This is a genomic window from Rhodococcus ruitaii (assembly GCF_055230935.1).
The window spans coordinates 471,306-495,162 of record NZ_JBUYWC010000003.1 but is presented as its reverse complement, the minus strand read 5'-3'; the positions used below and the strand labels follow the sequence as shown (position 1 = coordinate 495,162).

Annotated in this window: 6 protein-coding genes; 1 reads left to right on the top strand and 5 read right to left on the bottom strand. The window is 69.2% G+C overall.

Annotation, left to right across the window (positions count from 1 at the left end):
* Positions 1-13 precede the first annotated feature (13 nt).
* The 3 genes from ACZI8W_RS05370 to ACZI8W_RS05360 all read right to left on the bottom strand — a co-directional run bounded on the left by ACZI8W_RS05370 (position 14) and on the right by ACZI8W_RS05360 (position 2,591).
* A complete protein-coding gene (locus ACZI8W_RS05370) occupies positions 14-1,210 on the bottom strand; it encodes a MalY/PatB family protein (protein ID WP_463367449.1) in 1,197 nt (398 codons plus the stop codon).
* A gap of 379 nt (positions 1,211-1,589) precedes the next feature.
* Positions 1,590-2,258, bottom strand: a complete 669-nt coding sequence (locus ACZI8W_RS05365; protein ID WP_463367448.1) for a hypothetical protein — start codon at positions 2,256-2,258, stop codon at positions 1,590-1,592.
* 171 nt (positions 2,259-2,429) lie between these two features.
* Positions 2,430-2,591, bottom strand: coding sequence for a hypothetical protein (locus ACZI8W_RS05360; RefSeq protein WP_463367447.1), 162 nt, complete (start codon positions 2,589-2,591; stop codon positions 2,430-2,432).
* Between the two features lie 209 nt (positions 2,592-2,800).
* Here ACZI8W_RS05360 and ACZI8W_RS05355 point away from each other — a divergent pair, with 209 nt between their 5' ends.
* The gene (locus ACZI8W_RS05355) at positions 2,801-3,319 is read left to right on the top strand and encodes an arsenate reductase/protein-tyrosine-phosphatase family protein (RefSeq protein WP_463367446.1); all 519 of its coding nucleotides are present in this window, start codon (positions 2,801-2,803) and stop codon (positions 3,317-3,319) included.
* Here ACZI8W_RS05355 and ACZI8W_RS05350 read toward each other — a convergent pair.
* Complete coding sequence (locus ACZI8W_RS05350; protein ID WP_463367445.1) at positions 3,290-4,999, bottom strand: tyrosine-protein kinase domain-containing protein; 1,710 nt, start codon at positions 4,997-4,999, stop codon at positions 3,290-3,292. The genes ACZI8W_RS05355 and ACZI8W_RS05350 overlap by 30 nt on opposite strands.
* Positions 4,999-23,799, bottom strand: coding sequence for an amino acid adenylation domain-containing protein (locus tag ACZI8W_RS05345; RefSeq protein ID WP_463367444.1), 18,801 nt, complete (start codon positions 23,797-23,799; stop codon positions 4,999-5,001). Before ACZI8W_RS05345 ends, ACZI8W_RS05350 begins: the two co-directional genes overlap by 1 nt.
* Positions 23,800-23,857: the final 58 nt, after the last annotated feature.

The window sequence follows — 23,857 nt, the reverse complement described above, 5'->3', positions numbered from 1 at the left end:
GGCTCCTCCCCCCTCAATTCGCCGGCGGGGCTTTCCTGCGCCTGCCTGTAGCCAGCCCCGCGACCACACCGTCGAGGATCCGCTCGAGGAGCACATCCGAGGTTGCGAAGTTGATCCGCACGTGGTTGCGGGAGTCGCGTCCGAAACGTGCACCACCGTCGACGAGAACACCTCGCTCGCCTATGCGGGTTACGGGATCATCGATTCCGAGCGGACCGGCGTCGACCCACGACAGGTATGTCGCTTCGGGAGCGTGGTGCCGCGCAGCGGGAACCTCCGCCCGCAACACCTCGTGTACGCGTCGGCGATTACGCTCGAGCACCCGCAGCAGATCGGCCTGCCAGGCGTCGCCGTGCTGCCAGGCCGCCAGCGTGGCCACCACCGCGGGCACCGACACCGTCCCGTACAGATCGAACGGTTCTCCGTCGCGCCGCGACAACAGGCCACTCGAACCGTAATGCACTACGGCGCAGCGTAATCCGGCCAGGTTGAAGGCCTTGCTCGCCGACGTGATCGTCACCGTCCGGGCAGCGGCCTCACTGCCGAGCGACGCGAAGGGGATGTGCCGGTACGGCTCGTAGATCAGCTCGGCATGGATTTCGTCGCTCACGACGAGCATGTCGAATCGCTCGGCAAGATCGGCGATGTGCTCGAGTTCGTCACGGGTGTGCACCCGGCCGGTCGGGTTATGGGGGTTCACCAGAACCAGGACGCGAGGACGATGCCGCGCGACCGAGCGTTCGAAGCCGCCGAAGTCGAGTTCCCACCGGTCGCCGGTGTCGACGAACGGACAGTCGATCTGCTGCAAACCCATCCGACGCAGGGTGGAGAGGAACGGCGGGTAGTTCGGGGTCTGGATGGCGACGGCATCGCCGCGGGCGGTGGCGAGATGCAGGATGATCTGCAATGCCTGGATGAGGTCGGTCTGCTCACGTACCGCATCCGGATCCGGTTCCCACCCGTATCGCGCGGCCATGCGCCGGGAGAATTCCGTGCGTAGCGGTGTGCCGTCGAACCAATCGGGGTATCCGAGGTCGCTGCTCTCGATGCGTTCGTGCAGCGCACGCCGGATCTCCGGTGCCACCGGGAAATCCATGTCGGCGACCCAGGAAGGGAGCATGCCTTTCGCTGCCGCGTGCGCCCACTTCGCTCCCGCGCGGGCGGACAGCGCGTCGAGGTCGAGACCGTCGAAGCCGGGGACACCGGTCATAGCGCCTCCGAATGCGACCTCTGCGGACAGCCGCGCGCTGCAGACAACGCGCGGCTGACTTCGCAGCACGCGGATGAGGTCAGTTGCGGCGATCTACTAATTCGTCGCCCTGAACGTCTTCGTCCATCCGCGCGAGGTGGGCTTTGATCCACTCGGTGCTCCCCGGCGCGGCGGAGCTGTCGAACGTTGAATCGGTGGTGCAGGTGCTCAAGTCAATCCTCGTCGCACTCGACGCCGGCCTGCCCGGCGGACGCAGGTCACAACCACCCGACGTGAGTGACCGCCGTCACTATAACTCTGGAATCGAACTCTGCCAAACCGCCTCGTAGCGGTCCGGCGGCGCCTGCGAAGAAGACACCGCCGGAGCCACGGGCTCACCTCACGGCTGCGAGGACTGCGGTGCGAACAGGTCGCTCAGGAAGTCCAGGAACCACTGCAGCGGATCGATGGGCAGTTCCTCCTGCACCGGGGGTTCCGGCGTCGTGATCGGCTCGTCGGAGACCGGCCCCGTCTGCGCCGGGGCTGCTTCGGAAGCGGGAGCCGGAGCGCCTTCGGCAGGCGCGCCTTCGGCAGGCGCACCCTCGCCGCCACCGACGGTCACCGTGATGGGTGCCTTCGAGAACGGACGGCCGGATGCATCGAAGATGTTGTCGTAGGTGGCGCCCGCGGCGTCCTGGCACCCCCAGTAGACCTCGTACGTGCCCGGCGTCAGCGCACGAGCACCGGTCTGCGCGGGTGCACCGTCCTTGACGTAGGTGGCCGACGAGGTCTCGGTGTTCCTCACCGAGAATTCGGTACCGGCGGGCTGGTTGTCGATACGACCCGACGGGGTCGCGGTGTCGACTGTGCCCGGCTCAAGGACGTAGGTGACGCAGGTGGCGCCGAGTTCGACGGAATCCTGCGGCAGGTCGAAGTCGACCGTGATCGAGGTGTCGTCCGCGGAAGCAGAGACGTTCGGGCCGGCAGCGGATGCGACACCCGGGACGGCGAATGCCAGCGCAGCGGCTCCGGCAGCAGTGAGGGCAGCTTTCTTCGCGACAGAATTCATCAATTTCCTCCCCGAAATTTTCTGGTGCGTCCGCGTCGTGAGCGGCACGCGAAACCGACCTCTGTCAGGCACAGCTTCATCTGCACGTTATCGCAGGTAACGATCCGTGTCGCGACGAACGACATCCCACGCCGGGAAGTACCGGAATGTCGCTTTCTCGTATTTCGTTGGTCAGTTCAGCAGAGGCGGCCGCGCGTGATCGCGTTGATCACGCTGCAATTCGACCAGTTGCTCTTCTCGCTCTGCCACCCGCAGAAACGCCCCCACAGCGAACGCGACGGCGACCGACACTGCCAGCCAGGCCATCAATCCCACTGCGATCCACCACCACATCACCTCAGTGTGCGCGAAAACCGGGAGCGTGCCAAACACTTCCACCGGACGTCACGACAACACTTCTGTCACGAAACGGACACATCGGGTCGCTCACCTGGAGTTTCTTTCACCGGCAGTGCAGGTCGCTCGAGATACGACATGTTTGCAACACCACATCGCGGTGTCCCACACCCGACATGTCAGACAGCGTCCCCTACGATCGCCCAATGCGGATCTTCTTTGTGTGCACCGGAAACATTTGCCGCTCGCCCACCGCTGAACGCCTGACCACCGCATACGCAGCCGAGGCTGGCCGGACCGATCTCACCGCGCACAGCGGAGGTACCCGCGCCATGGTCGGGCACGGGATGGAATCCACGGCGGCACTGGTGCTGCAGCAACTCGGTGGCGACCCCGAGGGGTTCACCGCGCAACGCATCGCACCACAACTCGCAGAAGATTCCGACCTGATCATCACCATGAGCGAACGGCAGCGCAGCAAGGTTGTCGAGGTGGCCCCGCGCATGATGCGCGTGACCTTCACCTTGAAGGAGGCGGCCCGTCTCATGGAGACGAGTGGCGCAACCACCGTCGCAGAATTGGCAGCGGCCCGGGCTCAGCACACTGCTGAACCCGGGCCGGAAGACATCACCGATCCGATGGGCCAGGACGAGGAGACGTTCGTCGCGGTCGGTTCGGAGATTGCCGATCTGCTGCTACCTCTGCTCGCCCGAATCCGGGCCTGAGTCACCTACCGGGCGTCGCGGTGCTTGGATCACCGGCCGCGACGCCTGGTGTTCGGCCGCATGACCGTTGGCGGGTCCGTAGCTCTGCACGGCCGAGTACGCCTGCGTCGAATACGGCTGCTCCTCGCTGTGCCGTGCCGGCGCCTGCGGGAACTCGGTCACCCGCCACGAGTCGGTTCCGGTCGGGTACGACATCGCCTGCGACTGTTCGGGAGACGCATGCTGGCCCGGCTCGGAGCCCTGCTGGCGTGGCGGAACCGGTGGAGTCACGACCCGCTGCGCCGCAACCGTGGGCACGGCCTTCGCGGCGCTGTCGGCCGCCTTGTCCGTCTCGTAGTAGTACCGGTACTCGTACGATCCGCCGCGTCCCTTCGCCGGGGTCATGTTGAGGATCGTGCCCAGCACGGTCGCGTTGACCGAACGTAGGTTGCCGACCGCGCGAGAGAGTTGTTCCTTGGTGGTCTTGCCGTGCCGTGCGATGAGCAGGGCGCCGTCGGTGATGGTACTGAGCACCGCCGCGTCGGTGACGGGCAGCAACGGCGGCGCGTCGATGATGACGTAGTCGAACCGCGACCGCAGATCCTCGAGTACATCGCGGGCGTGTTCGGAGCCCAGCAATTCGGAGGGGTTCGGCGGCAACGCACCCGCACCGAGCACCCACAGGCCGTCGTACTTGGTGGTCTGCATGACGTCGGCGATCGACGCCTGGCTCGCGAGCACGGTCGACAGACCGGCGCCACCCATCACACCGAGGTACTTCGACACGCGGGGACGACGCAGGTCGCCCTCGATCAGCGCGACGGTGTGCCCGGCCTCGGTGAGCACCAGCGCGAGGTTGATCGCGGTGGTCGTCTTCCCTTCGGTGGGTAGCGCACTGGTCACCACGATCGCGCGCGGCGGATGGTCGACCTCGAGGAACTGCAGGTTGGTACGCATTTCTCGGTAGGCCTCGGCGTCGCCACTGTTGGCGTCGACGAACGAGATGGCCGGCGTTTCCTGGCGCGCCTTGTCCATCGGGATCACACCGACCACACCGGATCCGACGATCTCCTCGACTGCTTCGCGATCCTTGACGGTGTTGTCGAGGCGATCGCGCAGCACCGCGAGGGCGATACCGAGCAGCACACCGACGGCCAGACCGAGCGCGACGTTGCGCGTGGTCTTCGGGGTCACCGGTGCCGTCGGGGCAGTGGCATGGGTCTCGACGACGACGCGCGCCGTGGGAGGCCCGCCGTCCTCGGGGGTCTCGAGCTCACGGACCATGCCGACGAACTCGTCGGACATCGCGTTGACGATGTCGCGGGCGCGTTCGGGCGACGGATCGGACACGGCCATGTCGATCAACACGGTGTCGGGCGCCGACGACGCGGTGACCGTCGCTGCCAGTTCGGCGGGCGTCACGTCGGTCAATCCGAGTGTGTCGATGGTGCGTTCGGCGAGATTCGTGCCCGTGAGCAGCTTGGTGTACGAGGCGACGCGCTGCTGCGAGAACAGGTTGCCCTGATACAGCTCCTGCACGGATCCGCTGGATGCCGTCGACACGAACAGCCTGGTCTTCGCCTCGTACTGCGGCGTGGTGAGCAGTGACGCACCGAGCGCGGCGAGGACGGCGACCACCGTCGTGACCGCGACGATCTTCCACCTCGCCTGCAGAATTCGCAGGTAATCGTGTACTTCCATCAGGGCGTCTCCCTCGTTGCGGTTACTGCGCACCCAACGGGCACGGTAGGACGGTCGTCGCGATCCGCCAGCGCGCTGGCGAGAACCGGGCCGAACGAACGCAGGGCGTCCGTTCCGGTCAACTCCGAGTGCGTGTACGGCACCGGATGTTCGACGACGAGACCGCGCACATACCGCTGCCAGGTGGCAGCGAGATCCGGGTGCCGGTCGAGATCTGGGGTGGCGACGAACAGGTCGACGTCGCCCTCGTAAGTACGTGGTGTGTGCCGTCGCGCGGCCACGTCGATGGCATCTGCTGCTGCCTCGGCACGACGAAGCACTTCACGTACGAGTTCGTCGGGCAGCGTCGCGATAGCGACTGCTGCACTCTCGTTTTCGGGAGCGTCGACGCCGGTGTCCCGCTCGCGGGCTTCTCCGAGCGGGAGGGTTTCCGGCGTCAGGGTGTCGAGCAGTGCAAGCACCCCCACCCGATCGCCGCCCTCCCGTAGCTGCACGGCCATTTCATGAGCGATGGTGCCGCCGACCGACCATCCGAGCAGGTGATACGGACCATCGGGCTGAATACTACGGATGGCTTCGACATACCGCGCGGCGAATTCGGGAATGCTGCGGGGGATGTCGTCCGTCCCGGTGGCCTGTACACCGTAGAGGGCACGGCCGCCCACGTGATCCGTCAGACCGCGGTAGGTCCAGGCAAGTCCGCTGACGGGGTGGATGCAGAACAGCGGTGGGCGCGCGTCGCCGGCAGCGAGTTCGATCACCGTTCCGAGCGGGTCGGGTGCGTCGCCTCCGTGCTCGATGCGGTGCGCGAGTTCGTCGACTGTCGTTGCGGCGAACAACCATTCGAGTGGTATGTCCCGATCGAGTGCGGCGCGCAGATCACCCGCCACCGCCACGGCGGTGAGGGAACTGCCCCCGAGATCGAAGAAGCCGCGGTCGCCGGAGACACTTTCGACCGGCAGGTCGAGGTGCCGGGCGAAGATCGCGGCGACGGTCTGCGCGGTCGCTCCCTGCGGCGACACGAAATCCTCTGCGGCTGAGGTTGCATCGGGCAGCGGCAATGCCGCTCGATCGATCTTGCCCGACGAGGTGAGCGGTAGGGCGTCCACGACGGTGATGCTCGCGGGCCGCAGGTGGCGCGGCAGGTGGGCGGCAATTCGTCGTCGCAGGCCCTCGACTGTCGCGCTGCCCTGCACGTAGGCGGCGAGCACGGAACCCTCGACGGGCACGGTGACGGCGGCATCGACCTGCGGATCGGCGAGGAGCACGGCGTCGACCTCGGCGGGTTCGACGCGGATGCCGTGGATCTGCACCTGGTCGTCGGCGCGGCCCACGTGGTCGAGCTCGCCGTGTGGATCGATCCGCACCAGGTCGCCCGTGCGATACAACCGCGCCCCGGGCGCCCCGAACGGATCTGCCACGAATCGTGTTGCGGTATCGACTCGTCGGTTTCGGTAGCCACGAGCGAGTCCGCTTCCGCTCACATACAACTCCCCGACCGCACCGACGGAAACCGGATGCAGCCGCGAGTCGAGCACATGTGCGGTAGCACCTGCGACCGGAACTCCGATGCTCGGCTTCCGGCCCCCGGTGAGCGGACCTGCGACGGACACCCCGACCGTCAGTTCGGTGGGGCCGTAGCCGTTGAACACGCGGTGCGCACTCCACTTGTCGACAAGCGCAGCAGAAAGCGATTCACCTGCGGCGACGAGAGTCAACGGCGCCACGTCCGGCGACAGGGTCGCGAGCACGCTGGGCGTGAGGTTGGCGTGCGTGATGCGCTGATCGATCATCAACTGCTGCAACGGCTCACCGGCGAAGGTGTGCTCGGGGGCTATCACCAGGGTACCGCCGTGTGCGTGCGCGGTGAGCAGTTCGAACACCGCGGCGTCGAAGGTGTGCGACGCGGCCTGCAGCACCCGCGCGCCCGGTGTGGCCTCGAGGCGTTCACGCTGCAGATCCACGAGGGCGGTGAGTCCGCGGTGCGTCACCTCGACGCCCTTCGGGGTGCCCGTGGTGCCGGACGTGTAGATCACATAGGCGGTGTGGTCGACGTGCACGGTGTCGTCGACGTGCACGGTGGGTGATGCGGGCAGGATCACGTCGTCGCGGTCGGCGGTCAGATCGAGCCAGGTGAGGTTCCCGGGGCCGCACTCACCGACAGTGAGCCCGACGGTCGCGCCGGAGTCGTGCAGGATCGCGTCGACGCGCGCGGCGGGCTGCGCCGGATCCACCGATATCCACGCGGCGCCGCTCTTGGCGACCGCCCACACCGCAAGCGGCCAATGCTGATCCCGCGGAGACGAAATCGCGACGATATCGCCGGGGCCCACACCGCGCCGAGCGAGGTCTGCGGCGACCTCGTCGGCGCGGGCGGCGAGCCCGGAGTACGTCCACGCGACCCGTCCCGCCTGCACGGCGATCGCGCCGGGATGCTCGGCGACGGCGTCGTCGAGCAGATCCACCAGGGTGCGCGACGGGACGGCGGGTGTCGACAGCGGGGCGGGTGCGGCCACGGCGAGGTCGCCGACGGGAAGGTGCGGACGGTCCATGGCGTCCTCGAGCAGCGACACGTAGTCCGCGAGCAGCACATCGGCGGTGGCGGTGTCGAACAGGTCGACGGCGTGCACGAGACGCAGGTCGATGCCGTTGCCACCGTCGCGTTCGACGACCTCGAGCACGAGATCGAACTGTGCGGGCGGTGCACCGGCGTCGGCCTCGATGATCTGCACTCCGGGCAGCTGCGGCAGCACCTCACCACTCACTGCGCGGTGGGTGAGCAGCACCTGGAAGAGCGGGTGGTAGGACCGTCCCCGGGTAGGCGCGACCTTCGCGACCACCTCGTCGAACGGCACATCGGCGTGCGCGAATGCGCCGAGATCCGTGGCGCGCACGTCACGTAGCAGTGTGTCGAACGGGCGGGCGGGGTCGATGACGGTGCGCAGCGGCACAGTGCCGACGAACATGCCGACGAGGTGCTCGAGGTGCGGATCGCCGCGACCGGCCACCGCGGTCCCCACGGTGATGTCGTCGCGGCCGCTGCGCCGCGCGAGGAGCGCGACGAGCACGGCGTGGGCCAGCATGAACACGGTCACGTCGTGGTCGCGTGCGGCGGCGCGCATCCGGTGGTGGAGGTCGGCGCCCAGGTGGACGACTGTCTGCTCGCCGCGATGCGTCGGGCGCGCGGGTCGCGGCCGGTCGGTGGGCAGCGGCAGCGGTCCGTCGGGGGTGCCGTCCAGGATCGTTGCCCAGTAGTCGAGCTGCCGGACGGCGAGCGACGCGGGGTCGGTGGGCTCACCGAGCAGGTCGTGTTGCCAGCGCGCGTAGTCGCGGTAGGTGACGGGCAGCTCCGCGAATTGCGGTGCCTCACCGGCGGAACGCGCGACGTAGGCCCGCGACAGGTCGGCGAGCAAGGGGCCGACGGAGCCGCCGTCGAATGCGATGTGGTGCACCGCGGCGGCCAGGATCCACCGTCCGGGTTCGACGTCGCACAACCGGATCCGCAGCGGCGCCTCGGTGGCGAGATCGAACGGCGTCGCGACGGTGTCGGCGATTGCCGCATCGACGTCGGTGCGTGAGAGGTGTTCGAGCGCAGGTGGGTCGAGCAGTTGCTGGCCCGCATCGGTGTGTGCGGTGCGCAGGATCCGATGGCGGTCGATCACGTCGCCCACTGCCGCGGTCAATGCGTCGACATCGAGTTCACCGGTGAGCGAGAGGACGACCGGTACGACATACGCCGCCGTGTCGGGGTCGACGCGGTTCAGCAGCCACAGTCGGCGCTGTGCCGGTGCGAGCGGAGCGGGTTCGTCGGTTCCGTAGTGCCGCAGTGGGATTCGCACGTCGTTACCCCATTCACCCCCGATACGGTGGGCCAGCGCCGCGAGCGTCGGTGCATGCAGCACCGAGCGTACGGGCACATCCACGCCGAAGGAGTCGGTGAGACGCGCGGCGAACCCGACGGCCGACAGCGAGTCGCCGCCCGCCGCGAAGAATCCGCGGTGCACGGACGGCCGCGCGCCGAGGACGTGCTCGGCCACGGTCGCCACGAGATCTTCGGCGTCGGTGAGCGGACGATCGTCGACCAGCACGTCGTCGGCCGGTTGTGCGGCATCGAGTGTTTCGAGCGCAGTGACGTCGAGTTTGCCGTTGGTGGTGAACGGCAGTGCGTCCACTACGCGCACGCGACCGGGCATGCGCTGCGGGGGCACCACCAGCGCCAGCGATGCCTGCACGTTCTGCGCGGTCAGTTCGTGACCGGCGACGAACGCCACCAGTGTGCTGCCGAGGGCGAGGACCGCGGCGTGCCGCACGTCGGGTTGCGCGAGCAGCGACGCTTCGAGTTCGCCGGGTTCGATGCGCACCCCGCGCACCTTGAGCTGACGGTCGGTGCGGCCCCGGTAGGCGAGGGCGTCTCCGGTGCGGTGCACGAGGTCGCCCGTGCGGTACATGCGGGTTCCGTCCGCCGCCGCTACGAATCGCTCGGCGGTGAGCGCGGGCGCCTCGAGGTATCCGGCGGCCAGACCGTCACCGGTGAGGTAGAGCTCGCCGACCGCACCGTCGGGCACCGGCTGCAGCCGGGCGTCGAGGATGTGGGCGACGGTGCCGGGCACCGGGCTTCCGATCCCGGCCGGAGCATCGCCGGTGACCTCGACGAGGGTCGAGACGATCGTTGCTTCGCTGGGCCCGTAGGCGTCGAGCATCGTGCGCCCGGCGACCCACCGTGCAGCCAGCGCCGGCGAGAGCGATTCACCACCGGATGCGACGACGCGCAGATCCGGCAGCCCGTCGGGGTCGAGGGTGCCGAGCACGGTGGGCGTCGACAGGTAGTGGGTGACGTGCTCGTCGGCGAGCAGGTGATGCAGATCGGCTCCCGCATACACGTCGGGCGGTGCGACGACCATTGTCGCCCCGGTCGTGTGCGCGAGCAGCAGTTCGAGCAACGCGGCGTCGAATGCGGGCGAATAGCCGTGCAGTACACGGTCTCCGGGGCCTACTCGGTAGCGTGCCCGTACCTCGGCGGCGAGCGGCGCGAGTCCGCGGTGCGTCACCGCGACACGTTTCGGTGTCCCGGTGGAACCCGAGGTGGCGACGACGTACGCGACGTCGGGCGGGCACTGTTCGCCGACTGTCGCCGAGGTGGTGAATGCCGCACCGGTTTTCGTGATGGCCCACAGCTTCCGGATGTGGTCGACGCTGCGGGGCAGCTCATTGAGCACCACTGTTCCGGGGCGTGCACCGGCGGCACGCAGTTCGTCGGCCAGCGCGTCGGATTGTTCGTCGAGTTCGCGATAGGTGAGTGAGACTCCGTCGCCGCGCAGCGCTTCGCGGTCGGGGTGTGCGGAGGCGGCAGCGCGCAGTAATTCCGGCAGGGTGCCCGTCTCCGCGGGTGCTGCGCCCACGAGAGGCGCAGCCGCCGGAGCGAATTCGATCTCGCCCACCGCGGCGTCGGGTGCGGTGGTGAGGGCATCGAGGATCATGACGAACCGCTCGGCCAGCCGTGCGGCGGTCGGCTCGGTGAAACGGGATCTGTCGAAGAGCAGCGTCCCGGCATATCCACCGGACGATGCAGCCAGCGAGAACTGCAGATCGAACTTCGGGGTGTCGTCGACGCTTTCCTGTGCCTCGAGGGTCAGCTCGCCCACCCGCAGCGGTTCCATGCCGAAGTCCTGCAGTGCCAGCGACACCTGCGGTGTGCCGTGGATGTCGGAGACCACCCGCTCGAACGGGATGGCGGTGTGGTCGAACGCGGCGACATCGAAATCGCGTACCTGGGTGAGCAGCCCCGCGAACGGCATGTCGGGTGCCACACGTGCCCGCAGCACGAGGGTGTCGAGGAACGGGCCGACGAGGTCTTCGAGCTGCGCCCAGTGGCGTCCCCCGGTCACCGCGGCGACGGCGATGTCGTCGTGCGCGCCGAGCCGGGCGAGCAACACCGACAACGCGGCGTGCAGCACCATGAATTCGGTGGCGCCGTGTGCACGGGCAAGCCCCGTGACACGGTCGCGTACGTCGGTGGGAATCTCGAAGTCGAGGCGCTTCGCCACCGGCTCGGCGCCGGTGTGCTCGACGGGCAACTCGGCGACGACGAGCCCGTCGAGCGCGCGCTGCCAGTGTTCGACATCGGCAGCGGGCACGCCGCGGTCCTGCTCCCACAGTGCGTAGTCGGCGTACTGCAACGGCAGCGGCGGCCACTGGGGGGCCTCCCCCGCGACACGTGCGAGATAGGCGCCGGTGAGGTCGCGCAGCAGCGGACGCAGGGACGCGCCGTCGGCGATCGAGTGGTCGACGTCGAGGTGCAGCACGTGCAGGTTCTCCGCGACCGGTTCGAGCCGGCTCGTCCACCGTCCCCGCCCGGTCACCGCCTGCCGCACACCGTCGCCGTCGACGAGGTACTCGGTGCGCAGGATCTCGTGGCGCTGCGTGACGTCGTCGAGGGCCTGTTCGAGGGCGAGCACGTCGAGCGGGCCGTTCAGCCGGACGGTGCTGTGCAGGCGGTACGCGTCCGGCGCGAGGGTGCCCAGGCTCCAGAGTCGACGCTGGGCGCGGCTGAGCGGGACGCGTTCGGGTCGCGGCGACACCGCAACCGGACCGTCCTCCCGCTCCGAACCGCCGGCGTCGATGACCGCCGCGAGCCCCACGACAGTGGGGTGGGTGAACAGCGTCCGCAGCGACACACTCACTCCGGTTTCGTCGCGAAGACGCCCGACGAGCACGGTGGCGAGCAAGGAGTTGCCGCCGATGGCGAAGAAGTCGTCGTCGCTGCCCACCGTGCCGCACTCGAGCAGCTCACCGACCACGCGCGCCACCGTGATCTCGGTGGGAGTCGCCGGCTCGGACGAACCCGCAGCGGGCGGCGTCGGGAGCGCCGCCAGGTCGATCTTGCCGTGCGCGGTCAGCGGGATCTCAGCGAGCGGCACGATCCCGGTGGGCACGAGGTGCGCGGGCAGCAGGCCGCGCAGGCCCCGGCGGAGCTCGTCGCCGTTCAGCTCGGCGGGTGTCACATACGAGGTGAGAATGCCGTTGCGCAGCACCGTGACAGCACGATCCACACCGCGCAGGGCAGACAGTGCGGCGTCGATCTCGCCCGGTTCGATGCGCACACCGCGTAGCTTGACCTGGCTGTCGGTGCGGCCGTGGAACTCGAGGCTGCCGTCCCGGCACCACCGCACGAGGTCGCCGGTGCGGTAGCGACGGGTGCCGCCCGGTGCGGCAACGAAGCGTTCGGCGGTGCGGGCCGGGGCGTCTCGGTAGCCGGCGGAGAGACGTCCACCACCGACATACAGTTCCCCGATCACGCCGACGGGCACGGGCCGCAACCGCTCGTCGAGCACCACCACCGACGTGGCGCGCACCGGCTTGCCGATCACGATGTGGTCGCCCGGGCGTAGCGGCGGCGAGTTGGTGACGAACATGGTGGTTTCGGCGGGACCGTAGCTGTTGATCAGGGTGCGTCCCGGCGACCAACGCTCGACGAGCGCGGACGTGAGCCGGTCGCCACCGAGCATGAGGACCCGCAGGTGCGGCAGGGCGCGGGGTGGGACGGTCGCCAGGGTGGACGGAGTCATCACCGCGTGGGTGACGGCCTCGCGTTCGAGGAGGTCGCCCAGGGCGGTGCCGCCGTAGCTGTCGGCGTCGGCGACGATCAGAGTGGCACCGGCGATACCGGCGGTGAGGATCTCGAGCATCGCCGCGTCGAAACTCGGTGCGGCCACGTGCAGTACCCGGTCGCCTGGGGCTGCCGCGAGGTCCTGGGCGATGTCGTCGGCGAGCGCACTCACGCCGCGCTGGGTGATGGTGACACCCTTGGGGTTTCCGGAGGTACCGGAGGTGAACACGTAGTACGCGGGTGAATCGGGGGTCGGCTCGAACACCGGGGCGGGATCGAAATCGGTGCCGTTGTCGACGGGTATCCACGTCACGGTGCCCGGCAGGGAGTCGTTCTCACCCACACCGACGCGAACACCGTCGAGCATCGCAGTCAGGCGCCCGGTGGGCTGGGCCGGGTCGACGAGCATCGGGGCGGCCGCGGCGCGGACGATGCCCCACACCGCGAGCACCGATTCCAGCGACCGCGGCACCGCGCAGGCCACCGGGTCGCCGGGACGCACCCCCTCGTCCTGCAGGCGCGCGGCGAGATCGTCTGCGTAGAAGAGGAGTTCGGGGTATGTCAGTGCGCGGTCGCCGTCGCGCACGGCCACGGTGTCGCCACCGAAGTCGGCGCCGGCCGCGAGGCGCTGCCGCAGCGACCGGGTCGATGCGGCGAAGCGTCCCGCCACGACGGGATCCTGACCGTCGATGAGGTCGATGTCGCCGAGCCGGATCTGCGGATCGGCGACGGCGGCGCGCAGGATCGCAGCGTATCGGCCTGCCACGGCGGTGATGGTCGCTTCGTCGTACAGGTCTGTGCTGTAGAAGAATTCGAGATCGAAACCGGCGGCCGTGGGCGTAGCGGTGACCTGCAGGTCGAGTTGCGTGTAGCGGGTGTCGACGGGCAACACCGACACGCCCACTCCGCGCAGTTCGACTGTGTCGACGGCATCGACGGCATCGACGGTGGGCCGGTTCAGCGACAACGACACCTGGAACAGCGGGTGGCGCGCCGCGCTGCGCACCGGGTTGAGGTGCTCGACGAGCGTCTCGAACGGCGCGTCGGGATGCATGTAGGCGGCCACATCGCGGCCACGGACGTGCTCGAGCAACGCGGTGAACGTCGCGTCCGGGTCTACGTCGGTGCGCAGCACGAGGGTGCCGACGAACATGCCGACGAGGTCGTCGAGTTGCGGCTCACCCCGGCCGGAGACGACGGTGCCGATGGGAATGTCGCGGCCCGCGCCGTGCCTGTGCAGCAGAGTCGCGAGTGCGGCGTGCAGCACCATGAACACCGTCGCGTGTCCGGTACGGGCAAGGTCGTGCAGGCCGTCGACGAGCGCAGCGTCGAGAGACAGCACGTGTGCGGCGCCGTGCCCGGTGGGTTCCGGCGAGCGCGGCCGATCTCCGGGCAGTGTCGTCTCCTCGGGCACACCGGCGAGGACGTCCTGCCAGTACGGGAGCTGACTCTCGGCGATCGCGCGTTGGCGGCGGGCGTAGTCGCTGTACTGCACGGGCAGCGGTGACCAGGCCGGTGCCGTTCCCGCGTGGCGGGCGTCGTAGGCGACGGTGAGGTCGTGCAGCAGCGGGGTGAGCGACCAACCGTCGGCGGCGATGTGGTGCAGCACCACCACGAGCACGTGCCGCTCGGGCGCCGTCCGGTACAGGCGGGCGCGCAGCGGCCGGTCGACGGTGAGATCGAATCCGGCAGAGGCCAATTCGGTGACGAACTCGTCGAGCGCATCGCCGGGGACCGCGATGGGGTCGAGACTGATCGGGGCGGCGGGCAGCAACACCTGCTCGGTGGCCGTCGGGTACACGGTGCGCAGGGTGCGGTGTCGTTCGATGAGATCGCCCACTGCGGCAGCGAGTGCCGCGACGTCGAGAGCGCCGTCGAGTTGCATCGCGAACGGCAGGTTGTAGCCGGGCGAGGCCGGATCGAACCGGTTGACGAACCACAGGCGTTGCTGCGCCGCAGACATCGGGGCGGGCCCGTCCCCCGCGACGAGCGGCGGGCGGGAGCGTCCGGTGCCGGTGCGCTCGGAGATGATCGCGGCGAGCCCGGCGACGGTGCGGGCGTCGAAGACGTCGCGGACGGTGACGTCGACGTTGGTGATGTCGGTGAGTCGCCCGGCGAGTCGGGTGGCGAGCAGCGAGTTGCCGCCGTGGCGGAAGAAGTCGTCGGTCGCAGAGAGTGTCAAGATACCGCCACCGAGCAGGCCGGTGACGACCTCGGCGACGAGTTCTTCGACGGGCCCGTGCGGTGCCACTGCCCCGGCGCTCGTGAACTCGGGCATCGGCAGGGCGCCTCGGTCGAGTTTGCCGTTGGCGGTGCGCGGCAACGTGTTCAGCGACACGGCAGCCGCGGGCACGAGGTACTCGGGCAGGGTGCGGCGTAGTTCGTCCAGCGCGGCGGTGCTGTCGCCGCCGACGAGGTAGGCGACGAGCATGTCGTCGCGCAGCAGCACCGCGGCCTGGGAGACGCCGTCGCACCCGCGGAGGGCGGCTTCGATCTCGCCGGGTTCGATGCGGTAGCCCCGCAATTCGATCTGATGGTCGGCGCGGCCGAGATACCGGAGTGGGCCGGAGCGGTCGCGGCGGGCGAGATCGCCGGTGCGGTAGCGGCGCGCACCACCTGGTGCGGCGACGAATCGTGTTGCGGTGAGGCCGGGCCGGTCGCGGTAGCCGCGGGCCAGTTGATCTCCGGTGACATACATTTCGCCGAGCGCGCCGGGCAGTGCCGGGCGCAGCGCGGCGTCGAGGACGTCGATTCCCATCCCGGCGATCGGGATGCCGATTCCGGTGCCGGTGGCGTCGCCCGCGGTGACGTGCACCGTGGTCTCGGTGATGCCGAACATGTTGAGCGCGTGCACATGCGGGTGCCGGGTGGTCCACGGCGTCACACGCGTCGGGTCGAGTGCTTCGCCGCCGAGGATCACGAGCCGGAGGCCGGGCAGGTGCGCGTCGAGATCTGCGAGCTGGTAGAAGGCGCGCGGTGTCTGGTTGAGGACTGTGACGGCCTCGCGGCCCAGGATTTCGGCAAATGCCGCGGGGTCGCGGACGGTGAGGTGATCGAGCACCACGAGGCGCGCGCCCGTGGTGAGTGCGCCCCACATCTCCCACACCGAGAAATCGAAAGCCGGCGAGTGGAACAGTGTCCACACGTCGCCGGGGACGCAGCCGAGGTCGACCGTGGTGGCGGCGAGCAGCGTCGCGAGGTTGCGGTGGGTGACGAGCACACCCTTCGGGGCGCCCGTAGAGCCCGACGTGTAGATCAGGTAGGCGCCGCTGTCGGCGGGGATCGGCGTCTCGAAGAGCGCACCGTCGGCGATCCGGCCGGCGATCGCGGGGTCGTCGAGATGCAGCGCGGGCGTGGGCGAGTCGAAGGTGCTCTGGGCGAGCACAACCGACGGTGATGCATCATCGAAGAGCGCCTGCAGGCGCGCAACGGGGTGAGTGATGTCGACCGGCAGGTATGTCGCTCCGGCTCGCGTGACGGCGAGGAGCGCGACGACGAGATCGAGCGAGCGCGGCAAGGCCACGGCCACCACGTCGTCGGTGCCGATCCCCCGTTCGTGCAGTACCGCGGCAAGGCCCCCGGAACGGGACCACAGTTGCCCATAGGTGAGCGATTCCCCGTCTGCCGACAGTGCGACGGCTTCGGCGTCGTCGGCGACGCGGGCAGCGACGAGTTCGATGGGTGAGGCGGCCACAGGGGGGAGCGTGGCGCCGACGGGGGTGTGGCCGGCGCCACGCAGTGGGATACCCCCGACCGGACGAGCCGGATCCGCGGTAACCGAGTCAAGAGTACTCACCAACGACGTAGCCCAGTCAAACAGCGTCCCACTTTCGAACATTTCCGCAGGGAACGTGAACGTCCCCGTCAGTCCCGCGGGTGTGCCCGCGTCGGTGCGGTGATCGCGGATGTTCAGTTCGAGATCCACACGCGCAGCGCCGGACGGCAACTCACGCACCGCCGCACCGGGCACGGTGAACGTGTCGACACCGAAGCTCTCGTACGCGAGGATCACCTGGAAAACCGGGTGGTGGCCGCTGGTGCTCGCGCCCACCGCATCGACGATGCGGTCGAACGGGACGTCGGCGTGGGCGAATGCGTCGAGATCCACACGCCGGGCGTCGGCGAGCAAGTCGGTGAACCTCGCCCACGGCTGCACCGACAACCGCAGCGGGACGGTGCCGACGAACATGCCCACCAGGTGATCGAGCGCGGCGTCGGTTCGGCCGGAGACCGGGGTGCCGATGACGATGTCGTCGGTGGCGGCCAGCGAATGCAGCAACGTCGCAAACGCCGCGTGCACCACCATGAACGGGGTGACGTCGTTGGCGCGGGCGAGTTTGTCGATCGCGGCGTGCACTTCGGCGGGCACCGTGAACTCGACCTTCCCGGCGGTGCCGGTCACGAGGCTGCTGCGTGGATGGTCGGTGGGCAGCTCGAGCAGCGGCGGGGCGCCGGCGAGCGTTTGTTTCCAGTGCGCGAGCTGCGTCGCCGCGAGGCTGTGTGGATCGGTGTCGTCGCCGAGAATCGCTGTGTGCCATCGTGCGTAGTCACCGAAGGTGACCGGGGCGCCGGCGAGGTCGGGAGTGTCGCCCGCTCGCCGAGCGGCGTAGGCGGTCGCGGCGTCGCGTCCGAGCGGGAGCAGCGACAGACCGTCGACGGCGATGTGGTGCAGCACTACCGCGAGGGTGAATCCGTCGGCGGTGCGGTAGAGCGCGGCGCGGACGGGTGTATCGACGGTGAGATCGTAACGTGTTCGGGCGAACTCGGAGAGTTGCTCGTCGAGGTCGGCGGGCGCTTCGACCGGCTCGAGGTCGAGCGGCACGGCGTCGAGCAGGTGCTGTCGCGGGCCGTCGCCACTGTCGGGGTAGATGGTGCGCAGCGTCTCGTGACGCGTGATGACGTCGGTGAACGCGCCGCGTAGGGCGTCGAGGTCGGTGTCGGGTGGTAGATCGACCGCGAATGCGATGTGATCGCCGCCGTCCGTGCCGGCGGCGACGTCGAAGCGGTTGACTAGCCACATGCGTTGCTGCGCGGGGGCGAGCGGCGCGTCGTCCGAGTTGTCGGAGTGTCCGTTGTCCGCGCGGTGGACGAGTGGAATGCCGGCACCCGCGTCCGAGGATCCGACCACGCGGGCGAGGTCGGCGACGGTGGGATGCTCGAACACGTCGCGCACACCCACGCGTCGTCCCGCTACGGCGCCGAGCCGGGCTGCGAGCCGGGTGGCCAGCAGCGAGTTGCCGCCGACGGAGAAGAAGTCGTCGTCGCTCGACACGGCGGGAACACCCAGGACGTCGGCTACGATCCCGGCCACGAGTTCATCGGTGACACTGCGGAATCCGTGGTGTGTGGCCGATTCACCCGTAGGCTCGGGCAACGCGGCCCGATCGATCTTGCCGGTGCTGGTGAGCGGTACGGCGTCGAGCACGGTGACGGTGGCGGGCACCATGTGCCGCGGCAGACGCGAGGCGACCCAGTCGCGGATCTCGCGGCCGTCGAGCCGGGTGTCGGGGCTGTGCACGTAGGCGGCGAGCGCACTGTCTCGCACGAGCGTCACGGCGGTGCGCACATCCGGGTGGTCGTGCAGGACGGTGTCGATCTCGCCCAGCTCGATGCGGAACCCGCGGATCTTGACCTGATGGTCGGCGCGGCCCACGAATTCGAGGGCGACGTCGTCGCCCGTGCGCGCTTTTGGTAGCCCTGACTGCCTGAACCGCGCACGGGTCCAGCGCACCAGGTCGCCCGTGCGATACATGCGCCCGCCCCCGAACGGAGCAGCGACGAAGCGTTCGGCGGTGAGGGCGGGTGCGTCGAGGTATCCGCGGGCCACGCCCTGCCCCATGAGATAGAGCTCGCCGGTGACGCCGTCGGGCACGGGCCGGAGACGATGATCGAGCACCGCCGCGGTGACACCCACGAGACCGGTGCCGATGGTGAGCGTCTCGCCCGGGTGCAGCGGTGCGCTGGCGGTGGCGATCACCGTGGTTTCGGTGGGCCCGTACACATTGAGCATGGTGCGGCCGGGCGACCAGCGCGCCGCTGTCTCCGCCGGCCACCTCTCGCCGCCCACCGCGAGCACCTCGAGGTGCTCGAGCCCCGCCGGATCAAGCTGGGTGGGTACCGACGGCGTGGTGAACCAGTGGGTGATGCGTTCGCTACGGAGCAGTTCCAGCAGCTCGTCGCCGCCGAACAGATCGGCCGGTGCCACCACGAGCGTTCCGCCCGAAGCCAAGGCCATCACCTGTTCGAGGACGGCGCCGTCGAACGCCGGGTTCGCGAAATGCAGCACGCGGGCGTCGTGGTGGAGCGCGACATGCTCGACGAACGACTGCGCGAGCGGCCCGAGTCCGCGGTGCGTCACCGTCACGCCCTTCGGTTTCCCCGTCGACCCGGAGGTGTACACCAGGTAGGCGAGGGTGTCGAGGTGCACCGGACGCGCGCGATCGGCGTCGGTGATCTCACGGGTGTCGCCGTCGAGGGTGAACGGCACGATCTCCACCCCGGACGGCACTGGCACATCCGGGCCCGCGATGGCGAATCGGACACCGGAGTCGGTGAGCAGCGCGGTGATTCGGGCGGCGGGCTGGGCGGGGTCGACGGGCACGAACGCCGCCCCGGTGAGCGTCACCGCAGCCGCCGCGAGCACCGACGCCGACGACCGCGGCAACATCACCGCCACGCGGTCCTCGGCTCCCACTCCCCTGCCGAGCAGCGACCACGCCAACGGACGGGCTGCGGACGCGATGTGGAGAGGCTCGCCGCCGGGTTCGACGACCCGCGCCGCGGAGCGTTCGATGATCTCGGCGAAGGTGGCCTCTGGTCCGGGGTCGGCGACCATCACCGTGGCGGCGCCGAGGTCGACGTCGCCCACCGGCCCGGTGGGGTGCGCGGCCACATGCCCCAGCACCGCGCCCAGACGCTGCGACCACGCGGCGATCGTGGTGTGGTCGAACAGTGTCGTGTCGTAGACGAGCCGCCCGATGAGCGAACCGTCGCGCATGACGCGTATCGAGATCTCGAGGTCGAACCGTGCATGCGCCGAGCCGATCTCCTGCGGCCGCACCGTGAGGCCGGGAAGTTCGAGGTCGGGGACGTCGACGTTGTCGTAGGCGAGCATCACGCCGAACGGGCTGAATCCGAGTGCGTCGACGACCTGCTCGAACGGCACGGTGGCGTGGGCGAAGGCGTCGAGGTCGGCGTCGCGGGCCGCAGTGAGCAGCTCAGTGAAGGGCGCGGCCGGATCGACGTCGAGCCGCAGCGTGACGGTACCGACGAACATGCCGACGAGAGCGTCGAGATCGGGGTGGTCGCGGCCGGCGGTGCCCGTGCCGATGGCGATGTCGCGGCCGGACGTCCACACCGACAACCACACCGCGACCGCGGCGTGCACGGCCATGAACACAGTGGCGTCATGAGCGGCGGCGATCGAGCGCAGGGCGTCGACCTGCTCGGCGGGCACCGTGAACTCCACCGCGGACGCCGGACCGAATCCGCTGCCCCGGGGACGATCGGTGGGTACCGGTGCGGCGGAGTCGAGCCCGGCGAGGGCGGTGGTCCAATACGCGAGTTCCCGGCCGGCGGTGCTCGCGGGGTCGGCGGCATCGCCGAGCCGGTCGCGGTGCCAGCGGGCGTAGTCGCGGTACTGCAGCGGCAACGGCGTCCACGCCGGTGCCCGGCCCGCGACGCGCGCGGCGTACGCGACAGCGACGTCGGCGGTGAGCGGCACGAACGAGGCGCCGTCGAGTGCGACGTGATGTGCGACCACCGCAAGCACATGCCGATCCTCGGCCACACGAAACAGGCGGACGCGGAACGGGATGTCTTCGACGAGGTCGAACGGTGCCGCTGCCCACTGTTCGATCAGCGCGTCGACAGCGTCCTCGTCGACGTCCTCGCAGTCGAGCGGGGATACAGCGCTGTCGATTTCGAGCACCTGCTGTACCGGCCCGTCGCTGGTCGTCGGGAAGACGGTGCGGAGAATGTCGTGGCGACCGAGCACATCGGTGAGCGCAGCGTGCAGCGCCCGCACGTCGAGTTCGCCGTCGAGATGCAGAACGAACGGCAGATGGTAGGCAGCGGCGTTGCCGTGTGCACCGGAGAGCAGTAGCAACCGTTGCTGAGCCGGGGCCAGCGGAGCCGGTCCGGTCTCGGCGAGCGCGACGGGCCCCGACGCCGCGAGCGGACGCGCGTCGGCGACGGCGGCGAGGCGGGTGACGGTGGGGTGTTCGAACACGTCGCGGAGCTGCACGTCGCGGCCGAGTGCAGCGCCGAGGCGCGCGGCGAGCTGTGCGGCACCGAGTGAGTGGCCGCCGACTTCGAAGAAGTCGGCGTCGCCGCCCACGGTGTCGGTGCCGGTCAGCTCGGTGAACAGGTTGGCGACAAGGGTTTCGGTGGGTCCGTGCAGCGGCTTCGATCCGGCGGACGCCACCGCGGGGGCGGGCAGTTCGCGGTGGTCGATCTTGCCGCCCGGGGTCAGCGGCAGGGCGTCGAGCACGGTGATCGACGTGGGCCGCAGGTAGCCGGGAAGCTGCTCGGCGAGATGGATGGTGAGATCGGCCGTATCGACACTGCCCACCACGTAGGCGGCGAGGTGTTCGCCGCGCACCATGACGGTGGCGGCCCGCACGGCGTCGAACGAGGTGAGTGCTGTTTCGATCTCACCGAGTTCGATGCGTCGCCCGCGGATCTTCACCTGCTGATCGACGCGGCCCAGGAAAACGAGCTGCCCGGTCGAGTGCCAGCGCACCACATCGCCCGTGCGGTACATGCGTCCGCCGAACGGCGACGCGACGAAGCGTTCGGCGGTCAGCGCGGGTGCGCCGAGGTAGCCGCGGGCCACCGCATCTCCCCCGAGATACAGCTCGCCGGACACGCCGACGGGCACGGGGTGCAGGCGGGAATCGAGGACCACCGCGGTCATGCCGTCGATGGGCAGGCCGATGGGGACGCCGGCGCCGGGTTCGAGTGGCGCACTCAAGGTGGCGAGCACGGTGGTTTCCGTCGGCCCGTATGCGTTGAGCATGGTGCGGCCCGGCGACCAGCGGTCGGCGACGTCCTGCGGCACCGATTCGCCGCCGGCGTCGAGCATCGTCAGATCGGGCAGCCCGTGTTCGGGGGTGACGGCCAGGACGGCGGGTGCGGTGACGGCGTGGGTGATGCGTTCGGTGCGCAGCAGTGTCGCGAGGGCGGGGCCGCCGACGGCGTCGGGTGGGCAGATCACGACGGTGGCACCGGCGTCGAAGGCGAGCAGCAATTCTTGCAGGGATGCGTCGAAGCTGGGTGCGGCGAGGTGGAGGACCCGCGAGTTCGCGTCGGCGCTGTAACGGTCGCGCAGGGTGGTCACCAGCGAGGCGATGCCGCGGTGCCCGACAGCTACGGCTTTCGGGGTGCCGGTGGAGCCGGAGGTGTGGATCACCCACGCCGCGTTGTCGAGGTGCAGCGGGCGCAGCCGGTGCGCCGCGGTGAAGGGCTCTGCCGATTCGCTGCCGGTCGCCGGAGTTACGCGGGTGATGTGCGCGGGCAACGTCGGCTGCTCGGCAACGATTGCCACCTGCACGTCGGCGAGTAGCTCGGCGAGGCGGAGCGTAGGGAGTTCGGGGTCGATCGGGGTGTAGGCGGCGCCGGTCTTCGCGACAGCCCACAGCGCGATCACCGAGTCGATCGAGCGCGGCAGCAGCACCGCAACTCGATCTTCGGGACCCGCCCCGGCGGCCACGAGACGATGGGCGAGTTCGTCGGAGTGGGCGTCGAGTTCGCGATAGGTGAGCGAATTGTCGCGGTCGCACACGGCTACGCGGTACGCCTGAGCGTGCACGGCCAGCAGGTCGGGCAGCAACGCCGGTGCGGGCGCCTCCTTCCCGCGCGCCGGGGTGAATCCGTCGAGTTCGTCGGCGGTGGCGAACGGCAGGTCGCCCACGGGCTCCGACAGGTCGGTGACGAAATGCAAGAGGAAATCGAGGAACCTGCGGTGCAGGAAATCGAGGTAGTCCTGCGTGTACAGATTGGGGTTGGCTTCGAAATCGACGCGGAGGGTCTTTCCCGGAATCCCCGCATACACGTTCATCGACAGGTCGTCGACGGGGCCGGTGGACTGCACGTGGTAGTCGGCGGGCACCCCGCCGTAGACGATCGGCTGGTGGAAATTCATGACATTGACGACGGGCCCGAAAGCGTTTCGCGTCTCGGTGTGTTCGCGGCCCAGCGCGCGGAGGTCGGCGAGCATGTCGGCGTAGGAATACCGCTGATGCCGCAGCGCACCATTCATTTCCACCTGGACATTGCGGACCAGATCGGTTCCCGGCGCCGACAGGTCGAGGCGCACACGCAGCGGCACCACGTTGGAGATGACGCCCGCGGAGCGGCGCAGCGCGGCGGTGGTGCGTGCCGATACGGGAAGTGAGAGCACAACATCGTCGGTGCTTCTGGTGCGTGCCAGAAATGCGGCGAACCCGGCGAGCACAATCGGAACGTCGGTGGCATTCACGTCCTGTGCCCGCGCGGTGATCGCCTCGGCCAGCTCGGAGGTGACGGCCGTCCCCGACCGCCGCGCGGGCACCGTGGGCGGCGCGACGTCGCCGATCAAGGAAAGTGGCTCGGGTAGATCGGCCAGGCGCTGCGCCCAATGCTCGCGGTCGCCGGCCTGGCGCTTCGATCCGATGTAGGCAGTTTCGAATTCGAGGATCTTCTCGACCGGCAACGACAGGACCGGCGGTGTCTCCTCACCCGTGATCCACGCCGAGTAGAGCTCCGCCGCCCTGCTCAACAGGATCATCGCTCCGTGGCCGTCGAGCGCAATGTGGTGCACATAGCTCGACAGGAAATACCGTTCGTCTGCAATGTGCAGCAACGTGCTGGCGGTGAGCCTGTCGCGGAGCGGGTCGAGCGGTCTCGAGTACCGCGAAGCCATCCACCGGTGCGCGGTCGCCTCGGGGTCATCGGATCCGCGAAAATCGACATATGGGATATCGTCGTCGAAATCGACATTCACGAATTGGTCGGGAATTCCCCGGTTCTCGGTGAGAAACAGGAAGCCCGATTCCACATCGCGCGCGGCCTGCAGCATCGCCTTGGTGACGAGACTGTGATCGAGACTGCCCTGAAACTCCAAGTACTGGGCAGTAATGAACGGTACGTCCGGATTCAACACCTGGGCGTACCACAGCCCCCGCTGACTTGGGGACAGCGGAAGTATTTGCACCACGCTCCCTCGCCTCACCCGACACAACACTTACTCGAGGCGCGATTGCGACGTTGCT

What these genes read in the sequence shown, in the direction of transcription:
- ACZI8W_RS05370 (WP_463367449.1), bottom strand. Translation starts at nt 1,210, where the DNA reads ATGACCGGTGTCCCCGGCTTCGACGGTCTCGACCTCGACGCGCTGTCC.
- ACZI8W_RS05365 (WP_463367448.1), bottom strand. Translation starts at nt 2,258, where the DNA reads ATGAATTCTGTCGCGAAGAAAGCTGCCCTCACTGCTGCCGGAGCCGCT.
- ACZI8W_RS05360 (WP_463367447.1), bottom strand. Translation starts at nt 2,591, where the DNA reads ATGTGGTGGTGGATCGCAGTGGGATTGATGGCCTGGCTGGCAGTGTCG.
- ACZI8W_RS05355 (WP_463367446.1), top strand. Translation starts at nt 2,801, where the DNA reads ATGCGGATCTTCTTTGTGTGCACCGGAAACATTTGCCGCTCGCCCACC.
- ACZI8W_RS05350 (WP_463367445.1), bottom strand. Translation starts at nt 4,999, where the DNA reads ATGGAAGTACACGATTACCTGCGAATTCTGCAGGCGAGGTGGAAGATC.